This is a genomic window from Mesorhizobium sp. WSM4849 (assembly GCF_055811385.1).
Map to the genome: position 1 here is coordinate 39,798 of NZ_JBVVPW010000003.1, position 16,690 is coordinate 56,487.

Below are 16,690 nucleotides of genomic sequence, written 5' to 3' on the forward strand. Positions count from 1 at the left end.
GCAGGGATGATTTCTTCGCCAGCGGCTCCTTTGGGGCCGAGACTTGACCTTCCCGGCGTCGCTGGCAAGGTCGGCAATTGGCGCCACTTGCTCGTTCTCATCGGCGAGACGAATGGCAACATTCTACCCATCTTGGCCATTTGCGCTGGCTGGTTGGGTTTGCCCCTAGATGGTAGTCCTAAAGGTTCGGTTCGGAAGATGATGATCAAACAAGAGCATAGCGCCTGGTTCTATTGCAATGAATCAGGCTTTGGGCTCATGAAAATTCCATGTCGGCTCTGCAGCCTTCATTGCGCGTCCTATCGGACGCGTGGCGCTGTAGGCGGCGTCAGGTCGACGCCGTTGACCTTGCCAATATGCGTGGCCAGCATCGGCACATACTGATCGGCCGGCCCGGCGGCGAATGCGCCGGCGAAGGCGTTCTTGGTGGCATTACCGAGCGGGTTGGCGATGCCGGCGGCACCCGCCATCGATTCGAGATAGGTGAGGTCTTTGAAGGCGTTGGCGATGGTGAATTTGTGCGCGTCGCGGTCGCCTTCCAGCGTCCAGCGCATAAAAGTCTGGTAGAAGCCGCAATCCATGCGGCCGTTGCGGATGACGCTGTCGAAGCGCGGCGGCGAGATGCCGACCTTCTGCGCCAGCGCCAGCGCCTCGGAATAGATCGCCGCATAGCCCAGCGAGATGAAATTGTTGAGCAGCTTCATGCGGTGGCCGTCGCCGGTGTCGCCGATATGGACGATACGTCCGGCCCAGGTGTCGAGCACCGGCTTCAGCCGGGCAAAGACCGCGTCCGACGCGCCGACCATGGCGTCGAGCGTGCCTTCCCACGCCTCCTTCGGCGTGCGGCTGAGCGGGGCATCGACATAGTCGACGCCGAGCGCCTTGAGTTCGGCGGCAAGCGTTACCGTCGAGGTCGGATCCGAGGTCGAGCAATCGACAACCACAGCGCCCTTCTTCAGGCCTTCCTTGAGGCCGCCAGGTCCGCGGATGATGGCTTCGACTTCACGCGAGCCGGTGACGCAGATGAAGACGATATCAGATGCCACTGCCACGTCGCGCGAGGTCGCGGCTTCCTCCGCACCGCGGCCAAGCAGGTCTTGCGCCGGCGCGCGGTTCTTGCGGCCGAGAAACGTCAGGGAATAGCCTTTATCGACGATGTTTTTCGCGATCCCGTGGCCCATCAAGCCCAGTCCGATGAAGCCGATCTTTTCGCTCGCGGCGGCGGTGTTCATGTCGTGTAATCCTGTGTTGCGGTCTCGATGACGGCGCTGCACTTTGGCAGGCGAATTGTTGAAGCCGGTTTTCGCCGCAGGCGGTTGGCAGGCGATTGCGGAATGCCATATTGTCTGACAATACACATGTATTCCAGGGAATGTGGAGAGCAAAATGACGAAGCGGATCATGTTCACCGGCGGCAGCGGCAAGGCTGGGCGTCATGTCGTGCAGTATCTGGTCGAGCAGGGCTGTCAGGTGCTCAACATCGACACCAAGCCGCTCGACAATCCCAAGGTGCGCACGCTGGTCACCGACATCACCGACAGCGGGCAGGTGTTCAATGCGCTGTCGAGCTATATGGGCCTGCATGAATTCGACCCGTCGTTGCGGGCGCAGCCGGTCGATGCCGTGGTGCACTTCGCGGCGATCCCGCGCATCATGATCACGCCCGACAACGAGGTGTTCCGCATCAACGCGCTCGGCACCTACAATGTCATCGAGGCGGCGGTGAAGCTCGGCATCCGCAAGGTGGTGATCGCTTCCAGCGAGACGACCTATGGGCTGGTCTTCGCCAACGAGCCGCGCGACCCGACACATTTCCCGCTCGACGAGGAGTACGATGTCGATCCGATGGATAGCTACGCGCTGTCGAAGATCGTCAACGAGAAGACGGCGCGCGCCTTCGCGCTGCGCAGCGGCATCGACATCTACGCTTTGCGCATCGGCAACGTCATCGAGCCGCATGAATATTCGCTGTTTCCGAAATGGTTCGCCGATCCGGGTTTCCGCAAGCGGATCGCCTGGAGTTATGTCGACGCGCGCGACCTCGGCCAGATCACGTTGCGCGCCATCGAAAAGGACGGGCTCGGCTATCAGGTGTTCAATGCCGCCAATGACGACACCTCGTCCGACCTGCCGACGGCCGAATTGCTGAAGCGGTTTTATCCCGGCGTGCCGGTCAAGGGCGAACTTGGTGAATACGAAACGCTGCTCTCCAACCGCAAGGCGCGGGATATGCTCGGATTCCGCCCGGAACACAGCTGGCGGAAATACGTCAAGACGACATGACGAGGTCGATGCATCCGGGCTGATCTGTGCACAGAAGCAGGCATTGCAGCCCGAGGCTTTCCCCGTGCTTGACAGCTTTCGGAATCCGGACTTTGTGAACGCATGCGGGACGGCAAGCCGAATAAGAGAAAAACACCGGCCAAGGCGGCGTCCGCCGAGCGCCCGGCAGTCGTGCGTCGCGCCGACGCGGCGCGTATGCCTGGGTCGAGCGTGCATGCGTCGCTGGCCAACGAAATCGGTCTCAGGATCGTGCGCGGCGACTATCCGCCGGGAACCATCCTGCCCAATGAAGCCAAATGGTCCGAGACCTTCGACGTCAGCCGCTCGGCGGTGCGCGAAGCGATCAAGATGCTGATGGCCAAGAGCCTGCTGGCCTCGCGCCCGAAGATCGGCAGCTGGGTCGAGCCGAAAGAGCGCTGGAACCTGCTCGATCGCGATGTGCTCGCCTGGTATGCGACATCGCCCGACCGCGAGGTGTTCCTGAAAACGGTGCAGGAGTTCCGCCACATCATCGAGCCGGAAGCGACCGCCTTTGCCGCCATGCGGCGCACAGACGAGCAGATGGCCGAGATCAGCCAGGCCTGCCGGGAGATGGGGGAGGCGACGACGCTGCAGGAGCGCACGCGCGCCGATACGCGTTTTCATCTGGCCATCCTGCGTGCATCCGGCAACGATCTTCTGGTGCCGCTCGGCGTGCTGATCGAATCGGCGTTCGATCATCTGTTCGCCTATACGACGCGGGAACTGGACGATTTGCAGCACGCGCAGAAGCTGCACGAAGCGATCGAAAAGAACATCCGCCTGCAGCGGCCGGATGCGGCGCGCAACGCGGTACGCAAGCTCCTGGCCAACACCGACGGCGTCATCAAGTCGAGGTAAAGTCGATCCTCTAATCTTGTTTCGGGCGCCCGAACGCGGCGCGCAGCTCGTCCTTGGCGTCCTCCAGCACTTTCTTCTGCTCGGCCGGCAGGTTTTTGCCGGCACGGTTGATGTAGAAATTCAGCATCGACATGGCGGACTGGAACGGCTCGGCCTTGCGCCGCTCGCTGTGTTCGGCCGATCGCTTCAGCGAGGCTGCGATCTTCTTGGGATCGTGGGATTCGAAGATATGTTCCTCGAGGTCCAGCGCGTCGCTGTGCTCGGTGACCTCGGCCGACCATTTCCTTTTCGCGGTCATGACAAACTCCTTCCATTGGTGCGTTGATAAAACTCCGGGACGGCAGCCACTGTTCCACCGCAGCTCGAATCCCTGGAGCCACGGATTTGCCTGTCGTGGCGCTGCACGGCGCCGCCAATGCACCGATAGTGGTGTCGAACCGGTCGATTTTGCAGAATCGCGGACAGGAAACGCCTTGACCACAACCGTCTCCAGCCAGGCAAGCAGCCGCGGCATCGACAGCGCCTATGCCTGGATGCGGCTCGGCATTTCCGTGCTGCTGGCGACGATCGGCGGCGTCGGCATGTGGGCGGTGGTCGTGGTGCTGCCCGCCGTGCAGGCGGAATTCGGCGTCGATCGCGCCGCCGCGTCGATGCCCTATACCGCGACCATGGTCGGTTTCGCCGCCGGCAATGTGCTGGTCGGCCGCGCCATCGACCGCATGGGCTACTGGATCCCGGCGCTCATTGCCTCGGTGGCGCTCGGTACCGGTTTCCTGCTGGCGTCGCTGACCACTTCGATCCTGCAGTTCACTCTTGTCCAGGGACTTTTGATCGGCGTCGGCACCTCGGCGATTTTCGGGCCGCTGATCGCCGACATCTCGCACTGGTTCAACCGCCGCCGCGGCGTCGCGGTGACGGCTGCCGCCGCCGGCAACTATCTCGCCGGGGCGATCTGGCCGTTGGCGATGCCCTTTGTCATGCAGGCCGAAGGCTGGCGTTTCACCTATGCCGGGATCGGCGTCGTCTGCCTCGCGACCATGGTGCCGCTGATCCTGCTGCTCAGGCGCGGCGCACCACATGCCGCCGCTCCCGGTTCTCCCGGCAGCCGGCCCGTCCAGCCGATCTCACTGTCACCGGCAGCCCTGCAGGTGCTGCTCGTCGTCGCCGGCCTTGGCTGCTGCGTGGCGATGTCGATGCCGCAGGTCCATATCGTCGCCTATTGCATGGACCTCGGCTACGGCGTGGCGCGTGGCGCCGACATGCTGTCGATCATGCTGGCGGCGGGCGTCGTCAGCCGGCTGGCGTCCGGCTTCCTTGCCGATCGCATCGGCGGCGTGAAAACCCTGTTGATCGGCTCGGTTCTGCAAGCCCTGTCGCTGTTGTTCTACATCCGCTTCGACGGGCTAGCGTCGCTCTACGTCGTCTCGCTGGTCTTCGGCCTGTCGCAGGGTGGCATCGTGCCTTGCTATGCCATCATCGTGCGCGAATACATGCCCGCCAAGGAGGCCGGCCAGCGCGTCGGCATCGTCATGATGGCAACCATCTTCGGCATGGCGATCGGTGGCTGGATGTCGGGCTGGATCTACGATCTGACCGGCTCCTACGCCGCCGCGTTCCTCAACGGCATCGCCTGGAACCTGCTGAACATAGCGGCCATGGTGCTGTTGCTGTGGAAAGTCGGCGCAGCGCCGCGGCGATGGCCTGAGCACTGACCCTTTGAATTTCGGCTCACGACCCCGAGCGGAAATTCGCTGACTAGTCGATGACAGTCCGCAATCGGTGGTAGCAAGACATGGGCGGTGGCTCCTGAGACGCGGATCCCGGTCCACGTTCCTGCTTGACTTACACATATCTCGGTGGTTATTGGTTTATAAATAGCCAGCGAGTTATCGATCACGATGCCACAGCCCCACGAGATCCTCTTTAAAACGCTTGCCGATCCGACGCGACGGGCCATCTTCGAGCGGCTGTGTCGCGACGGAGACCAGACCGTCGCGGCCCTGACCGCTCGGGCCGGGGTCTCGCAACCGGCCGTGTCAAAGCATCTTGGGGTCCTGAAGCAGGCCGGGTTGGTGCGCGACCGTCATGAAGGCCGCAACACGCATTATAGCGCGGAACTCGGTGCCTTGGCGCCGCTGATAGACTGGACGAACCAAATGGCTGGGTTCTGGCGAAGCCGGTTCGACAACCTCGAAGATTTGCTCAAAAGGATGGACCAATGACCAATACTGAGACCAAAACGCGCGCCGTCGTCGTCGAACGGGAGGTCGCTTTTCCGCCGGAAAAGATCTGGCGCGCGCTCACGCAATCACACCTGATCGAGGAGTGGCTGATGAAGAACGATTTCAAGCCAGACGAGGGGCACCGTTTCAATCTTAGCGCGGACTGGGGGGCGGTCGACTGTCAGGTCCAGGCAGTCGAGCCCAACAAAACGCTGTCTTACACGTGGGATACCAAGGATCTCAAAAGTGTCGTCACGTGGACGCTCACCCCTACGAGCACGGGGACCCATCTGCGCATGGAGCAGTTGGGCTTCCGGCCGGATCAGCAGCAGTACTACCAGGGTGCCCAATACGGATGGCAGCGGTTCTTTACTAACCTGGAGCAGATCCTGGCGCGGATAGAGTAAGGCGTGCCGGCGCCAACGGGCAATGGCCAACAAGACGTCATCAAATCAAACAAGCTTGCAAATAAGGCTGCCGCCAAGCGGGTCGCCCGATCCGCTTCAGCTCGTCTTCAGAGGAGGTGCTCATGAACTGGAATACGTGGATTCGGCAATTCCACCGCTGGCTGTCGATCATTTTTACGTCGGTCGTCGCTGCCATCTTCATCACCTTGGGCGTAGGTGTCGAGCCCGCCTACTGGGTGTACCTCATGCCGCTGATCCCGCTCGGCTTGCTTATGCTCAGCGGTCTCTACTTGTTCGCGTTGCCCTATGCCACGAGGTGGCGCAGCGGACGCCGCACGGCGTAGAAGCCTGAGCACGGTGGACGACAAGACGCCCGCGAACCCACCCACAGCCGAAATTCAAACTGTGGCGCTACCCGAGTTCGGGTAGCTGTCCTGGCCGGTTCGCTTGACAATGGGGTAAGGCTGCGCGACGCCAGACGGGTGCGGCAAGTCGGGTTGGCATGGCGACAGTGGCAAAGACGCTGAACAGCATTTCGTGGCCGCGCTTCGGCGAAGGCGCCGCGTTCGGGACAAGGCTATGACGAAGCCACGCTCGCGCCGCGGCGGCGGCCGTCCGACGATCGCCGATGTCGCGCGTAAGGCCGGCGTCGGCGCCATCACGGTTTCCCGCGCCTTGCGCGAGCCCGGGCGTGTTTCGGAGGATCTGCGCCGCCAGATCCAGGCGGCCGTCGATGAACTCGGCTATCTGCCCGACCCGAATGCGCGAGCATTGGCTTCGGCGCGCGCCGAGGTCTTTGGCGTGCTGGTGCCGTCGCTCACCAACAGCGTCTTTGCCGAAGTGCTGCGCGGCATCTATGACAGCCTGTCCGACAGCTCCTACCGCATCCAGCTCGGCAATACCCATTATTCCGGCCTCGAGGAGGAACGGCTGCTGCAGGTGTTCGGCCCGCAGCGCCCGGCGGCGCTGATCGTGGCGGGCATCGACCAGACGCCAACGTCGCGAAGGCTGCTCGAGACGGCCGGCTGTCCGGTGGTGCAGGTCATGGAGACCGGGCCCGATCCGGTCGACATGATGGTCGGCTTCTCGCATTTCGACGGCGGCAAGGCGGCGACGGAGCACATGATTGAAACGGGCTATCGCCGCATCGGCTTCATCGGCGCGCGCATGGACCCACGCTCGCAGCGTCGGCTGGCCGGCTATCGCGCGGCGATGGAGGCGGCCGGTCTGTTCGACGCGCGGCTGATCACCACGACGCCGGTGCCGTCCAGCGTGACGCTCGGGCGCGAACTGTTTCGTGACGCGCTGGCCAAGGTGCCGACGCTGGACGGAGTTTTCTGCAACAATGACGACATTGCGCTCGGCGTACTGTTCGAGTGCCACCGCGCCTCGATCGCCGTGCCGAAGACGATCGGCATCACAGGCTTCAACGATCTCGACATGATGGAAGTGGCTTTTCCATCCATCACCAGCATCCGGACGCCTCGCTACGAGATCGGCCGGCTGTCGGTCGCGATGGCGCTCGCGGCGATTGCAGGCAAGCGGCCGCAAGAGCCGGTCGTCGACCTCGGCTTCGAGCTCAGGTGCCGCGAGAGCACTGCCCGCTGAAAGCACTTCCAGGCATCGCGAAATGACGCTTTACACGGCGTCATGGGTAGCGCTACCATCTGCCTTTGGGAAGAAGCTCGCGGCAAAGACCGAAGTCTGTTTATTATATATAAGCGACAGCTCATGCTTGTTTATTATGTATAATATGATAGTTTTTACTTCGGTTAGCCGAGCGACAAGGGAGGAGATCGGGTCGGCATTCGGCCGCCTGAAAGGCGCGAAGGGCAAGGCGGGAAGGTGCCGGGCCGGATGCGCGAGACGCGTAAGAGCAATCAAAAACTGCAACTGGGAGGAATATCGATGTTCAAGTCACTTGTTGGTGGCATCGTTGCCGCCACTGCATTCGTCATGCTGAGCTCGTCGGCGCTCGCCGAAGCCGAAATCGTCACCGGCCCGTCCGCCGAGCCGGAATGCTTCGCGCCATGGGCGGCCGACACGCAGTTCTTCAAATTCCCTAAGAAGGAAGGCCCATACCGCATCGCGCTCGCCAATGGCTATATCGCCAACACCTGGCGCATCCAGATGGTGCAGACGGCAAAAGCCTATGCGGCGCAGCCGGAGGTCGCGGCGAAACTGAAGGAATTCAAGGTCGTCTCGACCGGCGAAGACGTGCCGGCGCAGATTTCGGCGATCAACAACTTCATCGATTCCGGTTATGACGCGATCGTCGTCAACGCGCAGAATCCGACGGCGTTCGGACCGGTCATCAAGCGCGCCAAGGAAGCCGGCGTCGTGCTGGTCGCCTTCGACAACATTCTCGACACCAAGGACGCCATCAACGTCAATGTCGACCAGAAAGGCCTTGGCGAGTTGTGGGCCAACTGGCTGATCAAGCATATTCCCAATGGTGGCAAGATACTCGAGGTGCGCGGCGTTGCCGGCACGTCGGTCGACACCGACCGCCACAATGGCATCCACGAGGTCCTCGATGCTTCCGGCAAGAAGTGGGAGGTCACCGAAGTCATCGGCAAATGGGACGATGGCGTGGCGCAAAAAGCCTCGGCCGACGCGATCGCCACCAACGGTCCCTTCGATGGCGTCACCGGGCAGGGCGGCGACACCGGCATCGTTCAGGCGATGATCGATGCCAAGCATCCGTTCGTGCCGTTCGGCGGCGAAACGGAGAATGGCTTTCGCAAATTCTGCGCCAAGTTTGCCGCAGAGGGGCTGAAATGCTCGTCGGCCGGAACCGGCCCGGCCCAGGTAGCGGTCGCCATCAAGACGGCGATTGCCGCGCTCGAAGGCCAGATCGTCCCGCAAGCGGTGAAGCTGCCGCTGGCGATCGTCGAGGATCCGAACTTCAAGGAAGGCGAGGACTATTTCCCCGACCAATCCGACAATTTCTTCGTCGGCAACTCTTTCCCGACCTGCGGCATCAACTTCACCGCGCAGGAAATCATGGGCCAGAGCAAGGAAAACCAGTAGACTGTCGCTCGGCGCCGCGGGATATACCGCGGCGCCGGTTCCGAAGAACAAGCGCCTTGGGAGGGGCCGATGGACGGTGCGGTTCCGCTCTTCCGCATGGAGGGCATATCCAAGCGCTATGGCGGTGTGCGGGCGCTGGAAAAGGCCGAGCTTTCGGTTACACCAGGCAGCATTCACGCCATCCTCGGCGAAAACGGCGCCGGTAAATCGACGCTGATCAAGGTCATGGCCGGCGTCGTCGCGCCTGACGAAGGCCGCATGATGCTGGACGGAAGCGAAGTGAGCTTCGCTTCGCCGGCCGCGGCCAACCAGGCCGGCATCGTCTGCATCTTCCAGGAATTGTCGCTCGTCCCCGAACTCAGCGTCGCCGACAACATCGTCATTTCCGATCCGCCCAAGCGTTTCGGCATGATCGACCGCAAGGCGCAGCGACGCATTGCGGAAGAAGCCCTCGCACGCGCGGGCGCTTCCGACATCCACCCGCTGGCGCTGGTCAAGGATCTTCCGCTTTCAAGAAGGCAGATGGTCGAGATCGCCAAAGCACTTGCCAGGAAGCCGCGCATCCTGATCCTCGACGAGGCCACCTCGGCGCTGACCGCGGCCGACGTCGCGAAGATTTTCAGCGTCTTGAAGCGGCTGCGGTCGGAAGGGCTGGCGCTGCTCTACATCTCGCATCGCATGAACGAGATCGCCGAGCTAGCCGACCAGTGCACGGTATTCCGCAACGGCCGCAATGTCGCCAGTTATGCTGCGGGCTCGAAGAGCGACAATGAAGTCGTCCAGCTGATGATCGGCCGCGAATACAGCCATATTTTCCCAACGAAGCCGGTGCGCGCGCCGGCTATCACCGCTCCGGTACTGGAGGCGCGGAAACTGTCCTGGACCGACCGGCTGGACAATATCTCGCTCACGGTCGGGGCGGGCGAAGTCGTCGGCCTCGGCGGCCTCGATGGCCAGGGCCAGCGCGAATTGCTGCTCGCCTTCTTCGGCGTGTTGCGCGGCCTCAGCGGCCAGATAGTGATCGACGGCAAACCGGTGGCGATCGCCAGCCCGGCCAAGGCGCGCGGTGACCGGATCGGCATGGCGCTGATCCCGGAAGATCGCAAGACGGAAGGCCTGATGCTGCCGATGACGGTGCGCGAAAACCTCTCCTTCGCCGCACTCGACCGGCTGTCCAGGGCCGGCATCATCGACCGTGCCGCCGAGCAGCGGCTGATCGACGACATGGTCGGTCTGCTGGCGATCAAGACGGCAGGGCTCGACATTCCGGTCGGCGCGCTGTCCGGCGGCAACCAGCAGAAGGTCGTCATCGCCAAATGGCTGATGCGGCAGCCGCGCATCATACTGCTCAACGACCCGACGCGGGGCATCGATGTCGGCACCAAGCAGGAACTGTATCAATTGATGCGCAAGCTTGCCGACCAAGGCGCGGCGATCCTGTTTTACTCCACCGATTATGACGAGCTGATCGGCTGCTGCGACCGGGTGCTGGTGCTCTATGACGGAGCGGTCAAGCGCGAGCTGGTCGGCGCCGAGATCACCGAGCGGGCGCTGATCGCCAGCGCGCTCAACATCCATGGCGAAGAGATGCCTGTTAGAGGCATGGCGAAGACGCCAGCCCGAGGAGCGGACGCGTGAAGGATTGGCGCTATTGGCTTGCCGAACAACGCGGAACGCTGCTGGCGTTCGGCATCTTCATCGTGATGTTTACGATCTACACCTCGAACCATCCAGCGGGCTTTACCGCCAATGTCGTGCAGACGGCTTCCAACAAGGGCGTGCTGCTTGCCTTCGTCGCCATGGCGCAGACGCTGGTGGTGATCACCGCCGGCATTGACCTTTCCGTCGGCATGATCTTCCTGCTGACCAACTGCCTGGCCTCATGGCTGGTCATCGGCACCGGCATCGAGACCGCGCTCGGCGTCGTCGCGGTGCTCGGCACCGGGCTGCTGTGCGGGGCGATCAACGGCGCCATCGTCATCTACGGACGGCTGCAGCCGATCGTCACCACCATCGCCACCGGCGCGGTTTATTTCGGCATTGCGCTGCTTTTGAGACCCTTCCCGGGCGGCTCGGTCAACGAGGATCTCGCCGACGCGCTGACCGGGCGGCTGTTCGGCGTGGTGCCGGCGAGCCTGGTGGCGCTGCTGGCCGTCGTGCTCGTCGTCTGGGTGCCGTTCAGCCGCTCCGTGCTCGGCCGCGCGGCTTATGCGGCCGGATCGTCTGAGATGGCGGCCTACATGTCCGGCGTGCCGATCCGCCGCGGCAAATTCGCCGCCTATGCGCTGGCCGGCCTGCTGGCCGCGATCGGCGGGCTGTTCCTGACCTTCTTCACCTATACGGGCGAGGCGGCCTATGCCAGCGGCAATGCCTATACGCTGTTCTCGATCGCCGCCGTGGTGCTCGGCGGCGTCTCGCTGTTCGGCGGCAAGGGCAGCGCCATCGGCGCGATTTTCGGGGCGCTGGCCTTCCGCACCATCGGCGACCTGCTCTTCGTCTTCGATTTCGATCCGCTCTGGCAGCCGCTGTTCCAGGGCGTCATCCTGCTGATCGCGGTCAGCCTTGGCGCCTTCGCCCTGTTCAGGGTCCGCAACCGGCTGGAGTGGTTCCTGTGAGCGAAACGACCGTCGGCGGCATCGCTGGCCGCATGCCGAAATTCATCCGCCGCGCCGACCCCGCGGTGCTGACGGCCTTTGCCTGTATCGTGCTGCTGCTGTTCGTCGGCAGTCTCTATTCGCGCAGCTTCCTGTCGCCGGAATATCTGCTGCAGCAGCTCAAGGTGGCCTCGTTTCTCGGCGTCATCGCGACCGGCATGATGCTGGTCATCCTGCTCGGCCAGATCGACCTGTCGGTGCCGTGGTCGGTGGCGGCGGGCGCAATGATGGCCTGTGCGGCCGCCGCCTACGGCCCGGTCGGCGTGGCGCTGGCGATCCCGTTCGGCATCTTCTGCGGTGTCGCGATCGGCGTCGTCAACGGCATCGGCGTCGCTTATCTGCGCATTCCCTCGATGATCATCACGCTTGCCACCAATGCCGTCGCGCAAGGGCTGATGGTGGTCTATACGGGCGGCTTCTCGCCGCAGGATTCGGCGACCCGGGCGATGCGCTATCTGGCGACCGGCTTTGCCATTCCAGGCGTGCCCAACGCGGTCGTCATCTGGGCGCTGATCGGCGCTGCGACGGTCTTCGTGCTGACCCGCACAGGCTTCGGCCGCACGGTCTACGGCATCGGCAACCGCGAGCGCGCCGCCTACCTCTCCGGCATCGACACGCGGCGCGTGGTGCTGATCGCCTTCGCCGTGTCCGGCGGGCTCTCCGCCTTCGGCGGCGTGCTTCTGGCCGGCTATGCCTCCAAGGCGGCGCAGTCGATGGGCGACGCCTATCTCCTGCCGTCGATCGCAGCGGTCGTGCTTGGCGGCACCTCGATCCTCGGCGGCCGCGGCTCCTATCTCGGCACGGTCGCCGGCGTCATCCTGATCACGCTTTTGCAATCCATTCTTTCGGTCATGCAGATGCCGGAGGCGGGCCGGCAGATCATCTACGGCGTCGTCATCGTCGCCATGCTCCTGCTTTACGGCCGCGCGCCGGCCAGCCGCTGACCCGCATCGTGGACGAAAAGGCAGCACAAATGCAGAGGGATGCCGTCCGGTCCGCACCGGCCGTCGTGGTGATGGGCGTCGCCGGTTGTGGCAAGTCGGCCGTCGGCGAAGCGCTGGCCGCAGCGTTGGGCGCCATCTTCGTCGAGGGCGACCGGCTGCATCCGCCGGAAAACGTCGCGCGTATGGCAAGAGGCGAGCCGCTGACCGACGCATTGCGCGAAGGCTGGCTCGACGCGATCGGCCGGCGCATTGCGGGATCGGTCGGCGAAGGGCAAGGCGTGGTCGCCGCCTGTTCGGCGCTGAAGCGCAGCTACCGCGAACGTCTGCGCGGCTTTTGCCAAGACATCGTTTTCCTCTATCTGGAAATCGATCCCGCGACCGCAAAGCAGCGTGTCGGCTCCCGCCAGGGCCATTTCATGCCGGCAAGCCTGGTCGACAGCCAGTTCGCCACGCTCGAAGCGCCGGCAGCCGACGAGAACGCATTGACGCTCGATGCGACGCGCCCGGTCGCCGACATCGTCGGCGATGTCGTGAGCCTGTTTGAGGCGAATTCATGAGCCGGCTTCGCCGGCGCGGATCCCGCTTTAGCGGCGGCTGATCAGATCTGCGACGTCAGTTCGACTGGAAAATCGTCATTGTCGGCGTCGCGCATCGCGGCGAGGCTGCGATTGTCCAGCACCTCGGCGATCGCCTGGCGCACCTCCAGCATCATGTTCCGGACCTGGCATGTCGCTTCGTCGCAATCCTCGCAGCGCTGATATTGGGTGCGGCTGGCGCAAGGGATTGGCGCCAGCGGCCCGTCGAGGACACGCACGACATGGCCGATCTTGATCTCGGAGGCCGGCCGGGCGAGGCGATAGCCGCCTTCCTTGCCCTTGCGGCTCTGGACGAAGCCGGCATTGCGCAATTCGCCCAGAATGGCATCCAGGAATTTCTTCGGGATGTTGTTGGCGACGGCAATGTCGTTGACGAATGCGAGCTGGCCGACCGGCAAGCCTGACAGATGCACGAGGGCCTTGAGGCCGTATTTGCCTTTTTTGGTAAGCATGCCCGATTCAGTTCATGAAAACCCCAACCGCCCCGCATCTGGCGGTTGTTTGTGTGTAAATCATGACGTTTTGGTCGCGCGATGCAGTTTCGCGAAAACAAGCCGTCTGATGGAACGGTAGGCACAAACACGTTGATTCTTCGTGACGTTTTGGATGGTCCGCCCCGAAAATGCGCGAAATCACCTTTCCGGACCGCGAAAACGAAGAAAGCCGACAAAAGCCGGCTTTCTTGTCGCGTTCGATGATCGCTCGCGTTAGCGGCTGCCATAGGTCTGGTCGAGCAGTCCGCCGGCTGCGAAATGCTCGACCTTGACCTTGGCCCAGCCGCCGAAGACGTCCTCCACCGTCAGCAGGCGGACATCGGGAAACTCGGCCTTGTATTTGGCGGCGACCGCCGCGTCGCGAGTCCGCAGGCCGTTGCGGGCGGCGATGTCCTGCCCCTGCGGCGTGTAGAGGAAGTCGAGATAGGTCTTGGCGAGGTCACGCGTGCCATGCTCGTCGGCGACCGTATCGACGATCGCCACCGGAAACTCCGCCAGCAGGCTGACCGAGGGTGTCACCTGCTCGAACTTGTCATCGCCATACTCCCTGCGGACGCCGCGCGTTTCCGACTCGAAGGTGATCAGCACGTCGCCGATCTCGCGCTGCACGAAGGTGGTGGTCGCGGCGCGCCCGCCGCTGTCGAAGATCGGGACGTTGTTGAACAGCTTGGTGACGAATTCCTTCACCTTGGCGTCGTCATCCTTGAAGGCCTCCTTGGCGTAGGCGGTGGCCGCCAGATAGGTGTAGCGCGCATTGCCGGATGTTTTCGGGTTGGGGAAGATCACCTGGACGTCGTCGCGCACGAGATCGTTCCAATCCTTGATGTTTTTCGGATTGCCGGCGCGCACCAAAAAGGACGGCAGCGAATAGAAAGGCGAGGCGTTGTCGGGGAAGTCCTTCTGCCAGTCGGCGGAGATAAGACCCTTCGAGACCAGGAAGTCGATGTCGATGACCTGGTTGAAGGTGACGACATCGGCGCCGAGGCCCTCGGCAATGGCGCGCGCTTGCGCCGACGTCCCGGCATGCGACTGATCGATGGCCACGCCGGGGTGCTCTGATATGAAGGCCTTGTTGACCTGCGCAAACAATTCGCGGCCTACATCATAGGACGCATTCAGCAGTCTGTCGGCCGACCAGGCTTGGGAGGATGCCAGGAACAGGCCGGCCAATGTGGCGACGCCAAGCAAAAATCGCTTCATGAAAACAGGCCTCCAACGCAGTGCGCTTATTACCCAACCATAGCGGCAAGGCATGATGGGCGACGAGACACGTAGAACGGCTTCGCCACATCATCGCGAGAAAAATGTTCCCATTCCGGGCCGTCGCTAGGATTTTCTTTCACGCAGGGTGTTCGAGGCTCACCTGGGCAGCGGTGCCCATGTGCTGCAAGACGATTGCGTCATGGCGTAATCTGGCATATACAAATGGTATATACAAAGGAGCCGTCGCCATGCCCCAGCGCCGCCATTCAACAACGCCACCGAAAGAGGCGAAGCTGTTTCGCAACAATCGCAGCCAAGCGGTGCGCATTCCTGTCGAGTTCGAGCTCCCCGGCGAAAAGGTCTTGATCAGCCGTGAAGGCGACCGCTTGGTCATCGAGCCGGTCCGCAAACCTGGCCTCACGGGGCTGCTCGCGCAGTGGGCGAAAGAGCCGCGGCTCGGTCCCGAGGAGGACTTCCCCGAGATCGACGATATGCCTGTCAAATCCGAGGATTTTTTTAAATGAGGTTCATGCTGGACACGAACATTATCAGCGACATGATCCGAAACCCGGCAGGCAGAGCCGCCAGCGCCATCCTGCGCGTGGGAGACGCCGCCGTGTGTACCAGCATCGTCGTCGCCTCGGAACTGCGATATGGCTGCGTCAGGAAAGGATCGGTCATGCTCAAGAAAGTCGAGGAATTGCTGGCTGAGATTCCTGTCTTGCCGCTCGATGTGCCGGTGGATGTCGAGTACGGCGCGATTCGCGCCGAGTTGGAACGCATCGGCCAGACCATTGGCCAAAACGACCTTTTTATTGCTGCCCACGCCTACGCACTGGGCACTACCCTGGTGACGGCCAACACGGCAGAGTTCAACCGGATCAAAGGCCTGAAGGTCGAGAACTGGCTGGTGTAGGCCGGATAGAGGATCAAGCAGTCGGAAAAAGCTTCCAGCGCCGCGGCCTGAACGCCACCCGGCTTTTCTGCGCCGCCGGATGGTCGACGGGCAGCTCGATCTCGACCCGTTGACGCTCGCCGCCGATTTCGAGCTCCACCCGTCTGGTGCCGGCGACGCGGCGGCTGGCGGCGACCGTGCCGGCGATGCAGCCATTGCATTCGTCCACCAGTTCGACATCGTGCGGACGGAAGAACAGCGTCGCTTCGCCTTGCGGTGCATGCGGCGCGGACAGCCCGATCGGGCGGTCGGCGATCCAGACCTGACCGTCTTCGACCTTGACGGGAAGCGCGCTCGATTCACCGATGAAGCCGTAGACGAACGGCGAGTTCGGCGTGTCGTAGATTTCATCGGCGGTGCCGACCTGCTCGATGCTGCCCTGGCTCATCACCACGACGCGGTCGGCAAGCTCGAGCGCCTCTTCCTGGTCATGGGTGACGAAGACCGTGGTGTGGCCGGTGGCGTCGTGGATGTCGCGCAGCCAACGGCGCAGTTCGCGGCGGACCTGGGCATCGAGCGCGCCGAACGGCTCGTCGAGCAAAAGCACGGCCGGTTCGATCGCCATGGCGCGGGCAAGCGCCACACGCTGGCGCTGGCCGCCGGAAAGTTGCGCCGGATAGCGTTTCTCCAAGCCGGAAAGCTGGACGAGGTCGAGAAGCTCTGAGGCACGGCGGCGGATTTCCTGCGCCGACGGCCGTGACGGCCCGTGCCGAACTTTTAAGCCGAAGCCGATATTGTCGGCCACCGTCATATGGCGAAACAGCGCATAATGCTGGAAAACGAAGCCGACATTGCGCTCCTGGATCGACTTTTGCGACGCATCCTCCTCGCCGAAGAAGATCTTTCCTTTCGTCGGCCGCTCCAGCCCGGCTATCAGCCTGAGCAGCGTTGTCTTGCCGGAGCCGGAAGGCCCGAGCAGCGCGATCAACTCGCCGGACTTGATGTCGAGCGAAACGTCGTGGAGGGCCGGAAACCGTTCAAACTCCTTGCGCACGTTGGCAACGCGAACTTCCATCAACC

19 protein-coding genes are annotated in these 16,690 nt (G+C 62.9%); 14 read left to right on the forward strand and 5 right to left on the reverse strand.

Annotated elements, in window-relative coordinates; translation table 11 throughout:
• Positions 1 to 299 precede the first annotated feature (299 nt).
• Positions 300 to 1,232 carry an NAD(P)-dependent oxidoreductase gene (locus AC0L3L_RS03660; RefSeq protein ID WP_473636592.1) on the reverse strand — a complete coding sequence of 311 codons (933 nt, stop codon included), beginning with the start codon at positions 1,230 to 1,232 and terminating at the stop codon, positions 300 to 302.
• 154 nt (positions 1,233 to 1,386) lie between these two features.
• Between AC0L3L_RS03660 and AC0L3L_RS03665 the strand changes: the two genes are divergently transcribed.
• Complete coding sequence (locus AC0L3L_RS03665) at positions 1,387 to 2,283, forward strand: NAD-dependent epimerase/dehydratase family protein (protein WP_473485161.1); 897 nt, start codon at positions 1,387 to 1,389, stop codon at positions 2,281 to 2,283.
• A 102-nt stretch (positions 2,284 to 2,385) separates the two neighbouring features.
• Positions 2,386 to 3,162 (forward strand): FadR/GntR family transcriptional regulator, encoded by a 777-nt coding sequence (locus AC0L3L_RS03670; protein WP_473485162.1) that lies wholly within the window; start codon positions 2,386 to 2,388, stop codon positions 3,160 to 3,162.
• 10 nt (positions 3,163 to 3,172) lie between these two features.
• Here AC0L3L_RS03670 and AC0L3L_RS03675 read toward each other — a convergent pair whose 3' ends face one another.
• Positions 3,173 to 3,460, reverse strand: a complete 288-nt coding sequence (locus tag AC0L3L_RS03675; protein WP_123152037.1) for a DUF3175 domain-containing protein — start codon at positions 3,458 to 3,460, stop codon at positions 3,173 to 3,175.
• Between the two features lie 235 nt (positions 3,461 to 3,695).
• Between AC0L3L_RS03675 and AC0L3L_RS03680 the strand changes: the two genes are divergently transcribed.
• The 10 genes from AC0L3L_RS03680 to AC0L3L_RS03725 all read left to right on the forward strand — a co-directional run bounded on the left by AC0L3L_RS03680 (position 3,696) and on the right by AC0L3L_RS03725 (position 12,979).
• Positions 3,696 to 4,874, forward strand: a complete 1,179-nt coding sequence (locus AC0L3L_RS03680; RefSeq protein WP_473636777.1) for an MFS transporter — start codon at positions 3,696 to 3,698, stop codon at positions 4,872 to 4,874.
• Positions 4,875 to 5,060: 186 nt separating this feature from the next.
• Positions 5,061 to 5,384: an ArsR/SmtB family transcription factor gene (locus tag AC0L3L_RS03685; protein ID WP_473485163.1), complete on the forward strand. Its 324-nt coding sequence runs from the start codon at positions 5,061 to 5,063 to the stop codon at positions 5,382 to 5,384.
• Complete coding sequence (locus AC0L3L_RS03690) at positions 5,381 to 5,791, forward strand: SRPBCC family protein (protein WP_473636593.1); 411 nt, start codon at positions 5,381 to 5,383, stop codon at positions 5,789 to 5,791. The genes AC0L3L_RS03685 and AC0L3L_RS03690 overlap by 4 nt, the downstream gene beginning before the upstream one ends.
• Before the next feature lie 122 nt (positions 5,792 to 5,913).
• On the forward strand, positions 5,914 to 6,135 hold the full coding sequence (locus AC0L3L_RS03695; RefSeq protein ID WP_473636594.1) for a hypothetical protein: 222 nt from the start codon (positions 5,914 to 5,916) through the stop codon (positions 6,133 to 6,135).
• A gap of 235 nt (positions 6,136 to 6,370) precedes the next feature.
• Positions 6,371 to 7,399, forward strand: a complete 1,029-nt coding sequence (gntR, locus tag AC0L3L_RS03700; RefSeq protein ID WP_192363657.1) for an HTH-type transcriptional regulator GntR — start codon at positions 6,371 to 6,373, stop codon at positions 7,397 to 7,399.
• A 300-nt stretch (positions 7,400 to 7,699) separates the two neighbouring features.
• Positions 7,700 to 8,824, forward strand: a complete 1,125-nt coding sequence (locus AC0L3L_RS03705) for a sugar ABC transporter substrate-binding protein (protein WP_473636595.1) — start codon at positions 7,700 to 7,702, stop codon at positions 8,822 to 8,824.
• 69 nt (positions 8,825 to 8,893) lie between these two features.
• Entirely contained in the window at positions 8,894 to 10,462 is a 1,569-nt protein-coding gene (locus AC0L3L_RS03710; protein WP_473636596.1) for a sugar ABC transporter ATP-binding protein, read from the forward strand.
• Positions 10,459 to 11,439 carry an ABC transporter permease gene (locus tag AC0L3L_RS03715; protein WP_123152032.1) on the forward strand — a complete coding sequence of 327 codons (981 nt, stop codon included), beginning with the start codon at positions 10,459 to 10,461 and terminating at the stop codon, positions 11,437 to 11,439. Before AC0L3L_RS03710 ends, AC0L3L_RS03715 begins: the two co-directional genes overlap by 4 nt.
• Positions 11,436 to 12,422 (forward strand): ABC transporter permease, encoded by a 987-nt coding sequence (locus tag AC0L3L_RS03720; RefSeq protein ID WP_473636597.1) that lies wholly within the window; start codon positions 11,436 to 11,438, stop codon positions 12,420 to 12,422. The genes AC0L3L_RS03715 and AC0L3L_RS03720 overlap by 4 nt, the downstream gene beginning before the upstream one ends.
• Before the next feature lie 29 nt (positions 12,423 to 12,451).
• A complete protein-coding gene (locus tag AC0L3L_RS03725; protein WP_473636598.1) occupies positions 12,452 to 12,979 on the forward strand; it encodes a gluconokinase in 528 nt (175 codons plus the stop codon).
• A 41-nt stretch (positions 12,980 to 13,020) separates the two neighbouring features.
• On the opposite strand, the gene AC0L3L_RS03730 is transcribed toward AC0L3L_RS03725, so the two are convergent.
• A complete protein-coding gene (locus AC0L3L_RS03730; RefSeq protein WP_029351604.1) occupies positions 13,021 to 13,470 on the reverse strand; it encodes an RrF2 family transcriptional regulator in 450 nt (149 codons plus the stop codon).
• Positions 13,471 to 13,725: 255 nt separating this feature from the next.
• Positions 13,726 to 14,712 (reverse strand): sulfate ABC transporter substrate-binding protein, encoded by a 987-nt coding sequence (locus tag AC0L3L_RS03735; RefSeq protein ID WP_473485168.1) that lies wholly within the window; start codon positions 14,710 to 14,712, stop codon positions 13,726 to 13,728.
• Positions 14,713 to 14,963: 251 nt separating this feature from the next.
• Here AC0L3L_RS03735 and AC0L3L_RS03740 point away from each other — a divergent pair, with 251 nt between their 5' ends.
• Together AC0L3L_RS03740 and AC0L3L_RS03745 are read left to right on the forward strand one after the other, a co-directional pair.
• Positions 14,964 to 15,239, forward strand: coding sequence for an antitoxin (locus tag AC0L3L_RS03740; RefSeq protein ID WP_123152028.1), 276 nt, complete (start codon positions 14,964 to 14,966; stop codon positions 15,237 to 15,239).
• Positions 15,236 to 15,631, forward strand: coding sequence for a PIN domain-containing protein (locus AC0L3L_RS03745; RefSeq protein ID WP_473636599.1), 396 nt, complete (start codon positions 15,236 to 15,238; stop codon positions 15,629 to 15,631). Before AC0L3L_RS03740 ends, AC0L3L_RS03745 begins: the two co-directional genes overlap by 4 nt.
• A gap of 13 nt (positions 15,632 to 15,644) precedes the next feature.
• Here AC0L3L_RS03745 and AC0L3L_RS03750 read toward each other — a convergent pair whose 3' ends face one another.
• On the reverse strand, positions 15,645 to 16,685 hold the full coding sequence (locus tag AC0L3L_RS03750) for a sulfate/molybdate ABC transporter ATP-binding protein (RefSeq protein WP_473549833.1): 1,041 nt from the start codon (positions 16,683 to 16,685) through the stop codon (positions 15,645 to 15,647).
• Positions 16,686 to 16,690: the final 5 nt, after the last annotated feature.

Coding starts and splice junctions, on each gene's coding strand:
- AC0L3L_RS03660 (WP_473636592.1), bottom strand. CDS start 1,232: ATGAACACCGCCGCCGCGAGCGAAAAGATCGGCTTCATCGGACTGGGC.
- AC0L3L_RS03665 (WP_473485161.1), top strand. CDS start 1,387: ATGACGAAGCGGATCATGTTCACCGGCGGCAGCGGCAAGGCTGGGCGT.
- AC0L3L_RS03670 (WP_473485162.1), top strand. CDS start 2,386: ATGCGGGACGGCAAGCCGAATAAGAGAAAAACACCGGCCAAGGCGGCG.
- AC0L3L_RS03675 (WP_123152037.1), bottom strand. CDS start 3,460: ATGACCGCGAAAAGGAAATGGTCGGCCGAGGTCACCGAGCACAGCGAC.
- AC0L3L_RS03680 (WP_473636777.1), top strand. CDS start 3,696: ATGCGGCTCGGCATTTCCGTGCTGCTGGCGACGATCGGCGGCGTCGGC.
- AC0L3L_RS03685 (WP_473485163.1), top strand. CDS start 5,061: ATGCCACAGCCCCACGAGATCCTCTTTAAAACGCTTGCCGATCCGACG.
- AC0L3L_RS03690 (WP_473636593.1), top strand. CDS start 5,381: ATGACCAATACTGAGACCAAAACGCGCGCCGTCGTCGTCGAACGGGAG.
- AC0L3L_RS03695 (WP_473636594.1), top strand. CDS start 5,914: ATGAACTGGAATACGTGGATTCGGCAATTCCACCGCTGGCTGTCGATC.
- gntR (WP_192363657.1), top strand. CDS start 6,371: ATGACGAAGCCACGCTCGCGCCGCGGCGGCGGCCGTCCGACGATCGCC.
- AC0L3L_RS03705 (WP_473636595.1), top strand. CDS start 7,700: ATGTTCAAGTCACTTGTTGGTGGCATCGTTGCCGCCACTGCATTCGTC.
- AC0L3L_RS03710 (WP_473636596.1), top strand. CDS start 8,894: ATGGACGGTGCGGTTCCGCTCTTCCGCATGGAGGGCATATCCAAGCGC.
- AC0L3L_RS03725 (WP_473636598.1), top strand. CDS start 12,452: ATGCAGAGGGATGCCGTCCGGTCCGCACCGGCCGTCGTGGTGATGGGC.
- AC0L3L_RS03730 (WP_029351604.1), bottom strand. CDS start 13,470: ATGCTTACCAAAAAAGGCAAATACGGCCTCAAGGCCCTCGTGCATCTG.
- AC0L3L_RS03735 (WP_473485168.1), bottom strand. CDS start 14,712: ATGAAGCGATTTTTGCTTGGCGTCGCCACATTGGCCGGCCTGTTCCTG.
- AC0L3L_RS03740 (WP_123152028.1), top strand. CDS start 14,964: ATGCCCCAGCGCCGCCATTCAACAACGCCACCGAAAGAGGCGAAGCTG.
- AC0L3L_RS03745 (WP_473636599.1), top strand. CDS start 15,236: ATGAGGTTCATGCTGGACACGAACATTATCAGCGACATGATCCGAAAC.
- AC0L3L_RS03750 (WP_473549833.1), bottom strand. CDS start 16,685: ATGGAAGTTCGCGTTGCCAACGTGCGCAAGGAGTTTGAACGGTTTCCG.